The 15,436-nt window shown below is 71.5% G+C and carries 11 protein-coding genes; 5 read left to right on the forward strand and 6 right to left on the reverse strand.

Annotated features, from left to right (window positions below; genetic code table 11):
* Nucleotides 1-15: 15 nt before the first annotated feature.
* Both GAS53_RS25465 and GAS53_RS25470 read right to left on the reverse strand, forming a co-directional pair.
* Nucleotides 16-2,211 (reverse strand): hypothetical protein, encoded by a 2,196-nt coding sequence (locus tag GAS53_RS25465; RefSeq protein ID WP_225859081.1) that lies wholly within the window; start codon nucleotides 2,209-2,211, stop codon nucleotides 16-18.
* A 217-nt stretch (nucleotides 2,212-2,428) separates the two neighbouring features.
* Nucleotides 2,429-3,814: a transcriptional regulator gene (locus GAS53_RS25470; RefSeq protein ID WP_151480028.1), complete on the reverse strand. Its 1,386-nt coding sequence runs from the start codon at nucleotides 3,812-3,814 to the stop codon at nucleotides 2,429-2,431.
* Between the two features lie 321 nt (nucleotides 3,815-4,135).
* Here GAS53_RS25470 and GAS53_RS25475 point away from each other — a divergent pair, with 321 nt between their 5' ends.
* The 3 genes from GAS53_RS25475 (at nucleotide 4,136) to GAS53_RS25485 (ending at nucleotide 7,332) form a co-directional block, all read left to right on the forward strand.
* Nucleotides 4,136-4,795 (forward strand): bifunctional DNA primase/polymerase, encoded by a 660-nt coding sequence (locus GAS53_RS25475; RefSeq protein ID WP_151480029.1) that lies wholly within the window; start codon nucleotides 4,136-4,138, stop codon nucleotides 4,793-4,795.
* Nucleotides 4,796-4,906: 111 nt separating this feature from the next.
* Nucleotides 4,907-5,698, forward strand: a complete 792-nt coding sequence (locus GAS53_RS25480; protein WP_151480030.1) for an ABC transporter ATP-binding protein — start codon at nucleotides 4,907-4,909, stop codon at nucleotides 5,696-5,698.
* A complete protein-coding gene (locus tag GAS53_RS25485) occupies nucleotides 5,695-7,332 on the forward strand; it encodes a transporter (RefSeq protein WP_151480031.1) in 1,638 nt (545 codons plus the stop codon). The genes GAS53_RS25480 and GAS53_RS25485 overlap by 4 nt, the downstream gene beginning before the upstream one ends.
* A gap of 112 nt (nucleotides 7,333-7,444) precedes the next feature.
* Here GAS53_RS25485 and GAS53_RS25490 read toward each other — a convergent pair whose 3' ends face one another.
* The gene (locus tag GAS53_RS25490) at nucleotides 7,445-8,362 is read right to left on the reverse strand and encodes an alpha/beta fold hydrolase (protein WP_151480032.1); all 918 of its coding nucleotides are present in this window, start codon (nucleotides 8,360-8,362) and stop codon (nucleotides 7,445-7,447) included.
* 556 nt (nucleotides 8,363-8,918) lie between these two features.
* On the reverse strand, nucleotides 8,919-9,611 hold the full coding sequence (locus tag GAS53_RS25495) for a metal-dependent transcriptional regulator (protein ID WP_107015407.1): 693 nt from the start codon (nucleotides 9,609-9,611) through the stop codon (nucleotides 8,919-8,921).
* 282 nt (nucleotides 9,612-9,893) lie between these two features.
* Here GAS53_RS25495 and GAS53_RS25500 point away from each other — a divergent pair, with 282 nt between their 5' ends.
* On the forward strand, nucleotides 9,894-10,649 hold the full coding sequence (locus GAS53_RS25500; protein ID WP_151480033.1) for an SIS domain-containing protein: 756 nt from the start codon (nucleotides 9,894-9,896) through the stop codon (nucleotides 10,647-10,649).
* A 67-nt stretch (nucleotides 10,650-10,716) separates the two neighbouring features.
* On the opposite strand, the gene GAS53_RS25505 is transcribed toward GAS53_RS25500, so the two are convergent.
* Both GAS53_RS25505 and GAS53_RS25510 read right to left on the reverse strand, forming a co-directional pair.
* Nucleotides 10,717-12,102, reverse strand: coding sequence for a PAS domain-containing protein (locus GAS53_RS25505; protein ID WP_151480034.1), 1,386 nt, complete (start codon nucleotides 12,100-12,102; stop codon nucleotides 10,717-10,719).
* Between the two features lie 158 nt (nucleotides 12,103-12,260).
* Complete coding sequence (locus tag GAS53_RS25510; RefSeq protein WP_151480035.1) at nucleotides 12,261-13,136, reverse strand: endonuclease/exonuclease/phosphatase family protein; 876 nt, start codon at nucleotides 13,134-13,136, stop codon at nucleotides 12,261-12,263.
* A gap of 612 nt (nucleotides 13,137-13,748) precedes the next feature.
* On the opposite strand from GAS53_RS25510, the gene iscB reads away from it, so the two are divergent.
* Nucleotides 13,749-15,188: an RNA-guided endonuclease IscB gene (gene iscB, locus GAS53_RS25515; protein WP_151480036.1), complete on the forward strand. Its 1,440-nt coding sequence runs from the start codon at nucleotides 13,749-13,751 to the stop codon at nucleotides 15,186-15,188.
* Nucleotides 15,189-15,436 lie beyond the last annotated feature (248 nt).

Below are 15,436 nucleotides of genomic sequence, written 5' to 3' on the forward strand. Positions count from 1 at the left end.
CGGCCGTAACTCGGTTCACAGTTGGCCGGGCTGGCGTTCCGTCAGTCCGTAGGTCTGGGCGACGGAGTTCCACAGCTTCGCGGCCTTGGCCTTCTGCGTGGTCGCGGTGCCGCTCTCGCGGTTGCCCGCGGCGGTCTGGCCCGTGGCGCGCGCCTGGCCCTTGGGACAGCCCTTCTTGCCGGCGACCTGGTCGGCCCAGGCGGCGTAGTGGGTGTCGGCCGCGGCGGAGGCCTTCCAGGCGCTGTTGAGCGCGGCCGTCAGCTGCGCGTGGTTCGGGAGCTTGTCGACGGAGAGGGCCGCGAGGCGGGTGACCAGGCCGTTGCGCTGCCGGGCCGCGTTGCGCAGGTCGGTGGCCGCCTGGCCGAGGTTGGTGCACTTGCGTATGTTGCCGACGGCCTTGACCACCGAGTCGCGGCTGTTCCCGCTGTCCGCCAGGAGCTTGTCCAGGGCCACGGCCTGCGCCTTGGCCGGGTCGGCGGACGCGGACGCGGACGCGGAGTCGTCCGTGGCGGGAGCCGTCGCCGCCACCGTCGTGTTCTCGTCGCCCTTGTCATCGCCACCGCCACCGCTGAGCAGGGCGCCGGCGCCTATGCCGAGCACGGCTATGCCTATGCCGACGGCGGCGATGAGGGGCACGCGGGAGCGGGTACGGCCACCGCGGCCGTTGTTGTCGCCGCCCGCCGCGCCACGGTGTGAGCCGCGCCCGGAAGGACCGTCGGGAACGCCTGGAGCGCCTGGAGCGCCTGGGGCACCCGGGTGGGCGGCGGGGGTGCCGTATCCGGGGCCGTTCTGTCCCGCCCGCGGCTGCTCGAACCGCGGCAACTGCTGCGTGGAGCCTCCGGCGTCCGCGTCCGCCCGGAAGAGGTTGTCGAACTCGGCCGGCGGCTGCTGACGGTCCTCCGGCGCGCCCGGCCGTATCCCGTACGGGGCTCCGCCGGGCTGCGCGGGCACCGGCGCGATGAACTGCGTGGGCTGGGCGTCGGGGTCCACGGCCGGTGGCAGGGGCCCGGCTCCATTACCTCCGGGCATCGGCCCCGACCCGTCCTGCCGGACCCGACCGAGAAACCGGGTGGATTCGGAAGACGCGGCTTGGGGTGACCTCGCTTCGGCGGGCATCTCGGGCGGCAGCGCACCGGGGCCCACCGGGGGGAGGAGCTGTGTGGCGCCCTCGTCCACGGGCGCGGCGGCGGGCACGGGCGGCAGGTACTGGGTCGCGCCCTCGTCCATGGGCGCGGCGGGCGGCAACGCACCAGCACCGACACCCGCCCCCGCGCCCGCGGGCGGAAGCGGCGCGGCCGCCGACTGGCCGCCGGGGGCGTGCGGGTAGCCGTAACCACCCGGCCCCTGCGCATCGGCGGAGCCGCCCTGCGCCTGCGACGCCATGTGCCCGGCGGGAGGCTGGGGTGCCACCGCCTGGCCGCCATGGGCCTGCGGGTAGCCGTAACCACCCTGCCCCTGCGCGTCGGCCGAGCCTTGTGTGTGCGACGGTGCCTGGCCGGCCTGGGCCTGCGGGGCCCCGGCCCCGTACGCGCCCGGTGTCTGCGGTGCGCCGTACCCGTTCGTCGTCGTGCCCTCGTGCGGGAAGGCTGTCCCGCCGCCCGGCTGCTGCTGGGGCTGGGGCTGGGATCCCGCTGCGGCCGCCTGCGGCGGAAGCTGGCCACCGCCGTTCTGCGCCTGCGGGCCGCCCCACTGGGCGCCCGGGCCCTGCGCGCCGTACTGGGCCGTCGGCTCGGCGTACTGCGACGCGTGCCCGTCATGCCCGCCCTGCGCACCCCAGCCCGAGGCCGGAGCACCGGAGCCCGGAGTCGAAGCGCTCCAGCTCGAAGTCTGCGTACCCGGGGTCTGCGTACCCGGGCCCTGTGCCGACGCAGCCGAGCCCGAAGGCGATCCGTCCCAGCCCGCAGCGGCCGCACCCGAGCCCGGAGCGGCGCCTGCGCCTGCGTCCGGCGAACCCCAGCCGGAGTTCTGCGGGCCCTGGTCCTGACCCGCCGTACCCCATTCGCCGGGCGGCGTCCAGCCCTGCCCAGGCTCCGGAGGAGTCTGCGGGGCGGGGCCCGGGCCCCACGGCTGGTCCCAGGCCTGGCCGCCCGCCGGGATCGCACGGTCGCCCGTCTGGCCCGGCAGGAGGGGCTCGCCGCCGTCGGACGGCAGCACGATGCCTTCGCGCGCGGGCCGCGGCGAGGGCTCGTCGCCCTGTCCGTTGTGCGTCACCGGGACTCCTACGAATGGGGGACCTTCGGAATCGTCGGTTCACGCTACCGGGTCCCCACAACCCGGTGCCACGCAGCACAGGACGTGACCCCCGCCACCAGGGACAGCGAGTGACAAAACCGCCCCTCGGGACGCTGTTTACGTCTCCTTTCAGCCTCCTTTCACGCCTCCTTCGGCGACGCACACCCCGTTTCCCGAACGTTCACGCCCCATACGCCTAGGCCGCTGCCTGCAACTCCATGCGCGCCCCGAACTCCCGCACCACAGGCTCCTCCCGGTACGGCTCCAGCCGCTGCTGGAAGTCCTCCAGATACTCGGCCCCGCGGTTGGACCGCAGCGTGCCGAGCAGCTCGACCGCGCGCAGGCCCGTGTGACAGGCCTGCTCGACCTCGCGCTGCTGGACCTGTGCCGTGGCCAGCAGGACGTACCCGATCGCGCGCCGCCTCGCGCGCGACTCGGGGTGCCCGGCCAGGGACTCCTCCGCGCGTCGCGCCGCCGCCTCGGCCTGCCCCAGGTCCCGGTGACAATGCGCCAACTCATCGGCCAGATATGCCTCGTCGAAGTGCGCGATCCACCGCGGGTCGTCCCCGGACTCCGGATCGGCCTGCTCCAGCGCCGACACGGCCCGCCCGGACGCCGCCTGCGCCGAGCGCGCGTCACCCATCAACGCGTGCCCCCGCGCCTCCGCGGCGTGGAACATCGACTCCGCGCGCGGAGTGACCCGCCCGCGCGCCCCCTCCTGCGCCGCGCGCGCCAACTGCGCGATCTCTCGCGGATTCCCGAGCTGCGCGGCCAGGTGACTCATGGACGCGGCAAGGACGTACCCGCCGTATCCGCGGTCGCCCGCCGCCTGCGCGAGCCGCAGCGCCTGGATGTAGTACCGCTGCGCGAGCCCCGGCTGCCCCGTGTCGACCGCCATGTAGCCCGCCAGCTCCGTCAACCGAGCGACCGCCGCGAAGAGTTCACGCCCGACCGATTCCCGGTACGAGCCCGCCAGCAGCCCGGAGACGACACTGTTGAGGTAGTGCACGACGACCGGGCGTACATGCCCGCTGCCGTACTGGTGGTCGAGGTCGACCAGCGCCTGGGTCATCGCGCTCACCGCCGCCACGTCGGACGTACCGACCCGCGGCCCGGCCGAGCGCGACACCTGCGCGTCCGGCGCCGAGATCAGCCAGTCCCGGCTCGGCTCGACGAGCGCGGAGGCCGCGACGGACGAGCCGGACAGGAAGTCCCGGCGTCCCACGTCGCTGCGCCACAGCTCGCAGACCTGCTCGATCGCTCCGAGGACGGTCGGCGAGAACTGGAGACCGACGCCCGACGCGAGGTTCTTGCCGTTCGCCATGCCGATCTCGTCGATCGTGACGGTCCGGCCCAGCTTGCGGCCGAGCGCCTCGGCGATGATCGCGGGCGCCCGTCCACGCGGCTGCTGACCGCGCAGCCAGCGCGCCACGGACGTCTTGTCGTAGCGCAGATCGAGACCATGTTCCGCGCCGCACATATTGACCCGGCGGGCCAGCCCGGCGTTCGAACAGCCCGCTTCCTGGATGAGCGCCTGCAGTCGTTCGTTCGGCTGCCGCGCGACGAGAGGCCTTGCGGCCATGGCGTACCCCCTGTGGCTGCGGTGCCTGCCCACGCACCGAGTTGACGAGTCCTCAGTGACCGGAACCTCCTGCCCGTGAAAGGAACGAAAAGATCCGGCCTCGAAGATCAATGCCCCGCGGACATACCGAAGATGCGAGACATGCGAGGATTGCCGGGGTAAAGGCTGCTGCCTGCCCCTCCCCTGGTTACCCAGCCCCCGCTGCCGTTCCTCATGCGCGCCCCCACACATGCATCCATGCGCCCCACGTGTGGAATCGGTGCTCCTCCCCCGCGCGCGCGTGAGCCGTAACCCCTGGTGGGTGCGGGAGTTGAGTTGGGCGTGGAAGAGACGATCGCAGGCACCGAGACCGCCCAGATCCCGAAGCAGCGAGGCGAGTCGCTGCAGGACACCGCCGTGCGCTATGCCGAGGAGCGCCACTGGGACGTGTTCCCCGGCACCTGGCTGGAAGCCGTCGACGGGGTGCAGCGCTGCTCGTGCGGCGAGCCGGCATGCGCCGTGCCCGGCGTGCATCCGGCGCGTGAGGACTGGGCGACGCTGGCCACCGGCAGTGCGACCGTCGCGCGGCGGATGTGGGCGAAACAGCCGTCGGCGTCGATTCTGTTGCCCACGGGGCGGACGTTCGACGCGATCGACGTTCCTGAGACCTCGGGGTTTCTCGCGCTGGCCCGGATGAAGCGGATGGAGCTGACGCTCGGGCCCGTTACGTGTACTCCGGATCGGCGGATGCAGTTCTTCGTGTTGCCCGGGGCTGCGGTGAAGGTGCCCGATCTTGTGCGGAAGTTGGGGTGGCCGCTTGCCTCCCTTGATCTCGAGGTGCTCGGTGAGGGGACGTACGTTGCTGCGCCGCCCACCCGGTTCGGGGCGCGGGGGGCTGTGCAGTGGGCTTGTCGGCCGACCCCTGCGAATCGGTGGTTGCCGGATGCCGAGGAACTCATCTCGCCCTTGGCTTACGCCTGCGGGCGTGATGCTCGGCGGTAGCGCTCCGCGCGGGCGGTGGGGGTTCGTCTGCGGGTGCGTGGGGGCTGGTCGCGCAGTTCCCCGCGCCCCTTGCGGGGCCCCCTGCGGGGCACGCCCCGTATCGTGCCCCGCATGACCGAAGGAGTGCGGGTGGGTGCTGTTGCCGTGCGCGTGCGGGGGCTCTGGAAGCGGTTCGGGGAGCAAGTCGCCGTTGCGGGGATCGATCTGGAGTTGCCCGCGGGGCAGTTCATCGGGCTGGTCGGGCCCAATGGGGCGGGGAAGACCACCACGCTGTCGATGGTGACCGGGCTGCTGCGGCCAGATCAGGGGAGCGTGGAGGTCGTCGGGCACGATGTGTGGCGCGACCCCACGGAGGTCAAGGCCCGCATCGGGGTGCTCCCTGAAGGACTGCGGCTCTTCGAGCGGCTTTCGGGGCGGGAACTCCTCGCGTACACCGGGCGGTTGCGCGGGCTGCCGGGCGTCGAGGTCGACAAACGGGCCACCCAGCTGCTCGACGTGCTCGACCTCGCCGGGGCGCAGCACAAGCTCGTCGTCGACTACTCGACCGGCATGCGCAAGAAGATCGGCCTCGCGGCGGCGCTGCTGCACAACCCCGAAGTGCTGTTCCTGGACGAGCCGTTCGAGGGCGTCGACCCGATCTCCGCGCAGACCATCCGCGGCGTGCTGGAGCGTTACACCGCCTCCGGAGCGACCGTCGTCTTCTCCTCCCACGTGATGGAGCTGGTCGAGTCGCTGTGCGACTGGGTCGCGGTCATGGCCGCGGGGCGCATCCGCGCCCACGGTCCGCTCGCCGACGTACGCGGCGACGCGCCCTCCCTCCAGCAGGCCTTCCTCGAACTCGTCGGCGCGAACGGCCGCAGCGCCGGCTCCGACCTCGACTGGCTGGGCGGCGGCGCCCGATGAGCACCGGGACAACCGGGACCACCGCGACCGCTTCCACCGCTTCCACCACTTCCGTCACTCCCGTCGTCGTACGGCTCAAGCTGTCCCTGCTGCGCAACGGCCTGCGGCAGTCGGCCGGGCGGCGGGCCGCGTACGTGGCGTCGCTCGTCGTCGTGCTGCTCTTCGCCGCGCTCCAGCTCATCGGCCTGATCGCGCTGCGCGGCAACACCCACGCCATGACCGTGACGGTGCTGCTCACGGCCGTACTGGCGCTCGGCTGGGCCGTGATGCCGCTCTTCTTCCCCGGCGGCGACGAGACGCTCGACCCGACGCGCCTGGTGATGCTGCCGCTGCGCCCGCAGCCGCTCGTACGCGCCCTGCTGGCGGCCTCCTTGGTGGGCATAGGGCCGCTGTTCACACTGTGCCTGCTCGTCGGGTCCGTGATCTCGATGGCGCACGGAGCGGCGGCGTACGTCACCGGAGTCGTCGCCGTCGTCCTCGCGCTCCTCGTGTGCGTGGCCCTCGCGCGTGCGGTCGCGGCCGCCAACATCCGCCTCCTGACCAGCCGGAAGGGCCGCGATCTCGCCGTACTGAGCGGTCTGGTGATCGCCGTGGGGGCACAGCTCGTCAACTTCGGGGCGCAGAAGCTCGGTTCGTCCGGCCTGTCCACGCTGGACCCGGCGGCGGACGTACTGCGCTGGGTGCCGCCGGCGTCGGCGCTCGGCGCGGTGGACTCCGTCAGCGAGGGCTCGTACGCCGTCGGGGTCGCCCAGCTCGCCCTGAGCGGTCTGGCGTTGGCGGTGCTCCTTGCCTTCTGGCAGCGGAGTCTGACCCGGCTGATGACGTCGCCGGACGGTTCGACGCTGCAGGCCGCCGAGCCCGCTCGGGACAAGGCGGGCCGCTCCTCCGGGCTCGGGCGGCTGCTGCCCGCGGGGCGCACGGGCACGGTGATGGAGCGCAGCCTGCGGTACGTGTGGCGGGATCCGAAGACGAAGGCCGCGTGGGTGACCTCGCTCGCGATCGGGCTGATCGTGCCGCTGTTCAACGCGTTGCAGGGCACCGGCTCGATCTATTTCGCGTGCTTCGCCGCGGGGATGCTCGGCATCCAGATGTACAACCAGTTCGGGCAGGACACCTCCGCGTTCTGGATGGTCGCGATGACGATCTCGTCCACGCGGGACGCGTACGTCGAACTGCGGGGGCGGGCGTTGGCGCTCCTGGTGATCACCCTCCCGTACGCGACCCTCGTCACCGTCCTCACGACGGCGATGCTCGGTGACTGGCCCGCCCTGCCCGAAGTGCTCGGCCTGTCGTTCGCGCTGCTCGGCGCGATGCTGGCGACCGGCGCCTGGTCCTCCGCCCGCTTCCCGTACTCGATCCCGCAGGAGGGCTACAAGAACGTGGCTCCCGGGCAGGCCGGCCTGGCCTGGATCTCGATCTTCGGCGGCATGGTCTCGGCGGCGCTGCTGTGCGCGCCCGTCATCACCCTCACCATCTGGCTGAACGTCTCGGCGGACGGGGAGGACTGGACGTGGCTGCTGCTGCCGCTCGGGACCGCGTACGGCGCGCTGCTCACCCTGGCGGGACTGCGACTCGCCGCACCGCGAACGGCGCGGCGGCTGCCGGAGATCCTGGCGGCGGTGAGTAAGGGCTGAGGCAGGCCTGCGCCCCCCGCGCCCTTAGGGGCGCGGGGAACTGCGCGACCAGCCACAACCCACCCGCAGACAATGACCAACCGCGGTTCAACGGAGCTCTTTCCAGGCACCTCTAGCGGAGCGCCTCGTCCAGGAACGGCTCGACCGCCGCGCGCCAAGCGTCCGGCTGGTCGTAGTGCACGAGGTGACCCGCCTCGGCCACCTCCGCGTACCGGCCGTCGGGCAGGACGCGGACCATCTCCTGGGACTCGGCCCGGCCGAGCTCGCCGTCGAGGCCGCGGACGACGAGGGCGGGGCACCGGACCTGGGTCAGCTCCTCCCAGTGCGCGTCGTACACCCACGTCTCGCGGGACTTGAGCATCTGCTCGGGCTCGAAGACCGGGCGCCAGCCGTCCTCGGACTCGGCCATCACCTCGGCGTAGAACTCACCGCGCGACGGGCTCGGGCGCTCCACCCAGGGGTCGTCCTCGCCGAACCACTTCCGTACGTCGGCGAGTGTGGCGAACGGGACCGGCCAGGCCTTGAACCAGTCCTCCCACTCGCGCTGCGAGGCGGCCCCCAGCGCCGAGGCCCGCATGTCGCAGATGACCAGGCCGCGCACGAGGTCGGGTCGCTTGGCCGCGAGCTGCCAGGCGGTCAGGGCGCCCATCGCGTGGCCGATGAGGACGGCCGGGGCGAGGCCGAGCTGTTCGAGGGCGGCCTCGGCGTCCTCGACGTACGCCCCACGGGTGTAGGACGCCTCCGGCGGCTTCTCGCTCTGGCCGTGGCCCCGCTGGTCGAGCGCCACGGCTCGGTACCGCTCGGCGAGCCACCGGGCCGTGGGCGCCCAGTGCGAGGCGCGGCCCATGAGCCCGTGCAATAACAGCACGCCGGGCGCGCGCTCGATCTCCCCGGTCCTGGTCCTGGACGGATCGCCCTTCGGCGGATCGCCCTTCGGATCGGCCTTGGGATCGGCCTTGGGAGGATCGGCGAACTCCCAGGCGGCGAGGCGGACGCCGCCCGCACCGGTCACGTCGATGCGCCGCACCATACGTTGGCACCCCCCTTGATCCGCTCGGCCGGGTCGTCCCACGCGAGCCGGCCGGTCCACTCGTACCGCTGGTCGTACCGCTGCTCCTACTGGCTGTTCCTGCGTAATCCGTGGTGGTTCCGTCACTCACACGCTATCGAATAGGCGTTCGAAAGTGAGGTCTCTTGGCGGTAACACCCCACCTTCGAGTGACCTCGCTCAAGGATTGACCGCCGCCGCCCAGGGGAGATCTTCAACGGGAGGCGGGCCGCTCGGGGAAAACGGTCCGAAGGGGATGACCCTGGGAGCTCGGGGCTCCGGGTCAGCACAGGGGAGGACAGGCCCCGGCGCCTCAGGGCGCCGGGGCCCACCTCATGTCCGCGGCACATCCTCCCGCCCCCTCCCCGACCGCGCGCCGGCGCCGCTGCCGCCACGGTCAAGAGCCCTCAGGTCATATGCCTCTCGCGACAGCCTCGCACGCAAACGGCCCGGCCGCTGCGATTCCGCCCACTGAATCTTCGTTTCTGGGGGAACTGCGAGGTGGGACAACTGGGGGGTGCGTTACGGGAGTTGACGGCTACCGCTTGGCCACGAACACGTGGGACGCGACGTCCGACTCCAACTCGGCAGCCTCACCGCCACTGCCCACAAGCACCCCACCCGCAGACTCCGTAACGCTGACCACGGACCCGGGCTGCACGCCCGCCCTCCGCAGCGTGTACATCAACTGCGCATCCGTCTGGATCGGCTCACCGATCCGACGAACGACGACCGTCTTGCCGTCGAGCCCCGGATCGAGGTCGGCCAGCGAAACCATGCCGGCGTCCAGGAACGGGTCCGCCCCGTCCTTCTCGCCCAGCTCCTCCAGGCCCGGGATCGGGTTCCCGTACGGCGACTCGGTCGGGTGGCGCAGCAGCTCCAGCACCCGCCGCTCCACCGCCTCGCTCATCACGTGCTCCCAGCGGCACGCCTCGGCGTGCACCTGCTCCCACTCCAGACCGATCACGTCGACGAGCAGACACTCGGCGAGACGGTGCTTGCGCATCACGCGCGTGGCCAGCCGACGGCCCTCCTCCGTGAGCTCCAGGTGCCGGTCGCTGGCGACCGCCACCAGGCCGTCGCGCTCCATCCGCGCCACGGTCTGGCTGACCGTCGGCCCGCTCTGGTCGAGCCGCTCGGCGATACGGGCGCGCATGGGGACCACACCTTCCTCCTCCAGCTCGAGGATGGTGCGGAGATACATCTCCGTGGTGTCGATCAGTCCGGACATACGTGCCCCTCGATTAGCTCTGCCGGAGGCTGAGTGGCTCACCGGCGTGTGCGCTGGCCCTGGCACCAATTCTGACGCATCCCACTGACAACCGTGCCGCGCCGTTGAAACCACGTCGTTACGAGTACCTGCGCGGACGGACGGGCCCGGGGCTCGGCCGGGCGGGGACGGGGCCCTCAGCACCCAGTGTCGCCCCCCGTGGCCGTATTGACACGGCACTGGTCCAGACCGCAACGTGATCCGCGACACGACAGGGGCCACGACAGGAGAAGGGCTTCGCCGATGAGCGACAGCACGCTGGCCGGGCAGTTCTTCGACGCCGCGATCGGCCTGCTGCAGCGGGTGCGGGACGAGGAGGCCGGAAACGTCGAGGCCGCCGGCACCCTGATCGCCGACACCGTCGCCGACGGCGGACGGCTCTTCGCCTTCGGCGCCGGGCACTCCTCGCTGGCCGCGCAGGACCTCGTCTACCGGGCGGGCAGCCTCGCGCTGATGAACCTGCTCGCCGTACCGGGCGCCGTCGGCGTCGACGTCATGCCCGCGACGCTGGGTTCCGCCCTGGAACGAGTCGACGGCCTGGCGAGCGCGGTCCTCGACTCCAGCCCGGCCCGCTCCGGCGACCTCCTGGTGATCGTCTCCCTGTCCGGGCGCAACTCCCTGCCTGTCGAGATGGCGATGCACGCCCGCGACCTCGGCCTCAAGGTCATCGGGGTCACCTCGGTCGCGTACGCCTCCGAGACGAAGTCCCGGCACTCCTCGGGGACCTACCTGAAGGACCACTGCGACGTCGTCCTCGACTCGAAGATCGCGATCGGCGACGCGGTACTCACCCTGGACACCATCCCGGCACCCTTCGCCTCCGCCTCCACGGTCGTCACGTCGGCCCTCCTCCAGGCGGTCATGGCCACCGCGGCGGGCACCCTCGCGGACCGCGGCATCGAGCCCCCGCTGCTGCGCTCGGGCAACGTGGACGGGGGCCACGAGTGGAACGGGCGCGTGTTCGAGGAGTACGCGGACCGGATCTTCTACTGGCGCTGAGAGCTGTCCGGCTGACAGCCTGCTGGATGAGGGGCTTCAGGCTGAGGGGCTTCTGGTTGAGGGCCTTCTAAGGGCGCCGCTCCAGCACCCCCGCCAGGTCCAGCGCCGTCGCGATCCGTACCGCGACATCCTCCGCGTACGTCGCGTCGGCCCGCTCGAACTGCGTACGGCTGGCGCCTCGCAGGAACGTGACGACGCCCAGGGTGCGGCCCCGGCTGCGCAGGACCGCGCACAGGGCGTGCACCGAGTCCGCGGGCCACTGACGGGCGACGGCCCACTCGCGGGCGCGCTCGGGAGTGGTCGCCCCCGCGCTGGCCCGTACGGACCCGATCCGCTCGACGCACTGGAGAGCGGGATGCCCCTCCGTGTACCGCACGGGCAGCCCCGCCCGGCCCGCGGGCAGACTCGGGCCCGGCGCACCGGACGGCGTGGCGGCGGCCCGTACGAGCCGTACCGGACCCTCGCCGTCGGGCACGGCGCCCCCGGCCACCAAGTCGATCAACGCGTGATCGGCGAAGCCCGCCAGCGCGAAGTCCAGGTGGACGCTCGCCGCCTCCGCCGGGTCCTCGCACTCGGCCGCGGCACGGGCGGCCCGGTGCAGCTGATTGGCCCGGAACCGCAGCAGCGCCGCCTCCTGCTCGGTCTGCTTACTCTCGGTCACGTCCTGGAAGAGCCACCCGACACCCAGCGGAACCGGTTCTTCCGCGAGCGGCGAGGCGAGCCGAAGGAAACCGCTGCGCCAGCACCGCCGCTGCTCGCCCTCCGCCGTCCGCACCGTCACCCACATCTCCGCGGGCGCCGGCGGCGCCCCCTCCGCGAGGACGTGCGTGAGCGCGCTCTCCAGCTCCTCCACGCCCTGCGCGAGCAACTCACCCAGGGGGCGCCCCAGTACCGCCGTACGCCCCGTCCCGAGCGCGCGCGCCGCATGCGCGTTGACCACGGCGGGCCGCAGATCCGCGTCGACGAGTACGACACCCCACGAGGCGTCGTCGAACAGCGCCTCGCTCAGCGCGATCGACCGCTCCAGATCTATCTGCGCGTGCACCTCGCTGAACGCGCAGTACACCCCGGCCGGCTTCCCGTCGGGACCCGGCACCGCGGCCGACTGCGTCCGTACGAGCACCCGCCCGCCGTCCTTGGTGAGCAGCGCGAACTCATGGACCTGCCGTCCCGGCGAACGCATCGCGGACAGCAGCCGCCCCTCGACCTCCTCGGCGTCCGCGGTCCGCACGGCCCACCCGGCGAACCCGTGCCGCCCGACCGCTTCCTCCGCGGTCCAGCCGAGAATCCGCTCCGCCTCCCGGTTCCAGTGCGTCACCACTCCATCGGCGTCGAACGCGCACAATGCCGCGTCCATCCCGTCGAGCAGAGCGGCGAGCAGATCGGCCCCGTCCCGCTCGGGCTCCTGCGGCCCGAGCTCGTCCGTGGTCCCACTACGCCGGGAAGCACTCACCTGGCACCCCCTGCAGGCCGTGTCGGCGTGTCCTGCGCGGTGTGCCCGCGCGTCTGATCACTCACTACGAATCACTCACTAGGAATCATTCAACTCGAACGTGACGCAGCCCACATCTGGTTCCCACAAGATTGAGGAAATCGTTGTGTACGGCCACTTCAGGCTTCGTAGCGATCAGCACGCCGGTCGTCGAGTCGGTCCTCCGCCGGAGCCATGGCCGGGGCAGTGGCCAGGTCCGCGACGACGGCCGCATGGTCGGACGGCCAGACACCGTCGACAGGACCGTCGCCCGCACGACGCACGGCCCGCACACGGCCCAGGCCGCCCGGCCCCGGGGGCCCGACATGGATGTAGTCGATCCGAACACCCGGATCACCGACCCCGACGTACGGATTGGCCGCGTCCCAGGTGACCGCCGGCGCCGCCGGATCGGCGTACTCCCAGGCGTCGAGCAACACCTGTCCCGCCACCGCGGGAGCGGTCTTGTAGCCGCCGAACAGCCGTATCTCGTCCGAGTCCGGCCACGCGTTGAAGTCACCGGTGACGACGGGCGGGAACGCCGTACCACCACGATGGGCCGCGACGAATCCCGCGAGTGCCCTGACCTGGTCACAACGCACGGCCGAGGCGTGAATGCCGGAGCTCAGGTGGGCGGTGAAGAACGGCACCTGGTGGCCCGGCGCGTCCAGCCGCGCGTACAACGCCAGCCGTCCGTCGTCCTCCCCCTCGGGCGCCGTCAGCCGCAGCACCGCCCGGCCCACGACGGGCCACCGACTGAGCACGGCATTACCGATGTCGACCACCGGATCCCCGACCCGCCGCCGCCACCGCTCGGGCGCGGGCGAGGCGGCCCACGCCCAGTGCAGACCCAGCTCCCCCGCAAGCCACTCCGCGAGATTCTCCCCACCCCGCGCCCACACCTCCTGCAGCCCCACAACATCGGGCTCCAGCTCCCGCAACACCCCGAGAACCGCCTTCCGCCGCTCCTCCCACGGCCCGAACCGCCACCACACGTTCCACGTCACCACGCGCATGGGTGCCCCGCCCTCCCCTGGACCGCGGGGCCGAGTGCGAGGCCCCGGTCCAGATCACCTGCTCCATACCGGTTCTGAAGCAGCACCTCACTCTGCCTGCCCGGTGGAGCCCTCGCTCAGCTGCCCACCGCGGGGCTCTCCCTGTCCACGTTGCGTGAGGCGGCACTAGCAGCGAGATCGGTTGCGCGTTCGGGGAATGGGGTTGATTCGCACAGACGGGCGCTTTCGGGGGAATTCGGCCCGGGCAATTCGCTTGATCACTAGCGTAGCCATGCACCGAAGAGGGGAGGTCACTCGCTCCTCGGTCGAAAGCCGCAGCCTGCGCCGTCTGACGGACAGGCCGAGTGACCAGCCCAAGTCATCACGATTGCGAAAATCAGGGAGGTGCCCTCGATGACTACGTTTCCCGCAGGCGAGCAGACCCACCAGGCTGTGCTTCCTCAGCAGCCTGCTCTGGAATCCGTGGGAGCAGACACCCCTGGGAGCAGGGACGAAACGGCTTACGGACACCCCGCCACCGCGCGGGGCACCGGCAGGGAACATGGGCGAGGGGAGACCGACGGGCACGGCACCAGAGCCCGTCGACGTCACGCCGAAACCAGCGCCTCGGCGATGGAGACGGCAGAGAACGGGAGCGGTGACGTTCCCACACACGACCACGCGTACGCGGGTGGCATCGGCGCGAGCAGGGTCTTCGTCCTCTCCAAGGACGGCCAACCGCTCATGCCCTGCCACCCTGCCCGCGCACGCGAACTCCTAGGCAAAGGGCGGGCCGTGGTCGCCCGGCAGGTCCCCTTCACCATCCGACTCAAAGACCGCACACTCGCCGAATCAGAGGTCGACGGCGTGCGGTTACGCATCGACCCCGGCTCGAAGGGCACAGGTCTCGCCCTCACCGACGAGAAGAAGGAGGCCGACGAGCACGGTGCCACGGTCACCGTCAGACGCGGCCTGATCGCAGTGGAACTCCAGCACCGTGGCGATCAGATCCGCATGTGCATGCAACAGCGGGCCGGGTACCGGCACAGGCGACGATCGGCCAACTGCCGTTACCGAGCACCCCGTTCGGACAACCGCGCTCGCCCTGAAGGCTGGCTGCCTCCTTCGCTACGCCATCGCGTCGACACCACCGTCTCCCTGGCCAGGCGCATGTGCCGGTACGCGCCCATCACCGAGATCCACATAGAACGCGTCGCCTTCGACACCCACGCCATGACCGCAGGCAGCCCCCTTGCCGGAACCGAGTACCAACAGGGCACGCTCGCCGGAACCGAAGCCCGCGCCTACCTCCACGCCAAATGGAACCGCGCCTGCGCCTACTGCGACGCCGCCGGCGTACCGCTGAACATCGACCATCTCCGGCCTCGAAGTCGTGGGGGCTCCGACCGCGTTTCGAACCTTGTCCTCGCCTGCGTCCCTTGCAACCAGGCCAAAGGCAGCACGCCGGTCGACGTCTTCCTGGCCCACCGACCCGACCGTCTCGCGGAGATCCTGCAACAGGTCAAGACACCGCTCCACGACGCCGCCGCCATGAATGCGACCCACTGGCGGCTCACAGAGGCGTTGGAAAGCCTCGGGAGACCGATCCTCGCCTGGTCAGGCGGCCGTACCAAGTGGAACCGCACGGCCATGGGGCTCGACAAGACCCACACCGTGGACGCCCTGTGCGTCGGAGGCCTGGATCACGAAGACGGCGACGCAATCGTCCGGTTGCCGGAGCAGGTCCTCATCGCCAAGGCCACCGGGCGTGGCTCGTACGCCCGCACCACTCCGGACCGGTTCGGATTCCCTCGCCTCCGCCGCGCCCGGGCGAAGCAGCACTTCGGATACGTCACCGGAGATCTCGTACGTGCCACGATACCCACCGGGAAATGGGCAGGCACATGGACGGGACGTATCTCCGTACGAGCCAGGGGGCAGCACAGCCTCGCGACGCCGAGAGGCCGGATCAACGTCTCCCACTGGAACCTGCGGCTCGTGCAGCGGGGCGACGGATACGGATACGCCACCAGGCGAGAGCTCGTACAGTCGCCATCTCGAAAAACCGGTTGAGCGGTGACCGATCGGTTCCTAGGGTGTGGCCTACGCCGAAAGGAGGTGATCGGGTACATGTATGAAACCCGGACAAGCGAGGTGGCTGCGGGCTAGCGGCCCGTCACCACATCCAGTGCGGTGCCGGACCAGCGTGTGAGACGAGCGCGCAGCCGGCCCAATCTCAAGCAGTCACCCGACCCGCGAGCTCGCCGGTACGTCCGGCCGGCTCCCTCCTCGGAGGGGACCAGAGCTCGCGGGTCGTCTGC

The organism is Streptomyces albicerus (assembly GCF_008905045.1).
Taxonomy (GTDB): domain Bacteria; phylum Actinomycetota; class Actinomycetes; order Streptomycetales; family Streptomycetaceae; genus Streptomyces; species Streptomyces albicerus.

Coding starts and splice junctions, on each gene's coding strand:
- GAS53_RS25485 (WP_151480031.1), top strand. CDS start 5,695: ATGAGCACCGGGACAACCGGGACCACCGCGACCGCTTCCACCGCTTCC.
- iscB (WP_151480036.1), top strand. CDS start 13,749: ATGGAGACGGCAGAGAACGGGAGCGGTGACGTTCCCACACACGACCAC.
- GAS53_RS25495 (WP_107015407.1), bottom strand. CDS start 9,611: ATGTCCGGACTGATCGACACCACGGAGATGTATCTCCGCACCATCCTC.
- GAS53_RS25500 (WP_151480033.1), top strand. CDS start 9,894: ATGAGCGACAGCACGCTGGCCGGGCAGTTCTTCGACGCCGCGATCGGC.
- GAS53_RS25480 (WP_151480030.1), top strand. CDS start 4,907: ATGACCGAAGGAGTGCGGGTGGGTGCTGTTGCCGTGCGCGTGCGGGGG.
- GAS53_RS25490 (WP_151480032.1), bottom strand. CDS start 8,362: ATGGTGCGGCGCATCGACGTGACCGGTGCGGGCGGCGTCCGCCTCGCC.
- GAS53_RS25510 (WP_151480035.1), bottom strand. CDS start 13,136: ATGCGCGTGGTGACGTGGAACGTGTGGTGGCGGTTCGGGCCGTGGGAG.
- GAS53_RS25470 (WP_151480028.1), bottom strand. CDS start 3,814: ATGGCCGCAAGGCCTCTCGTCGCGCGGCAGCCGAACGAACGACTGCAG.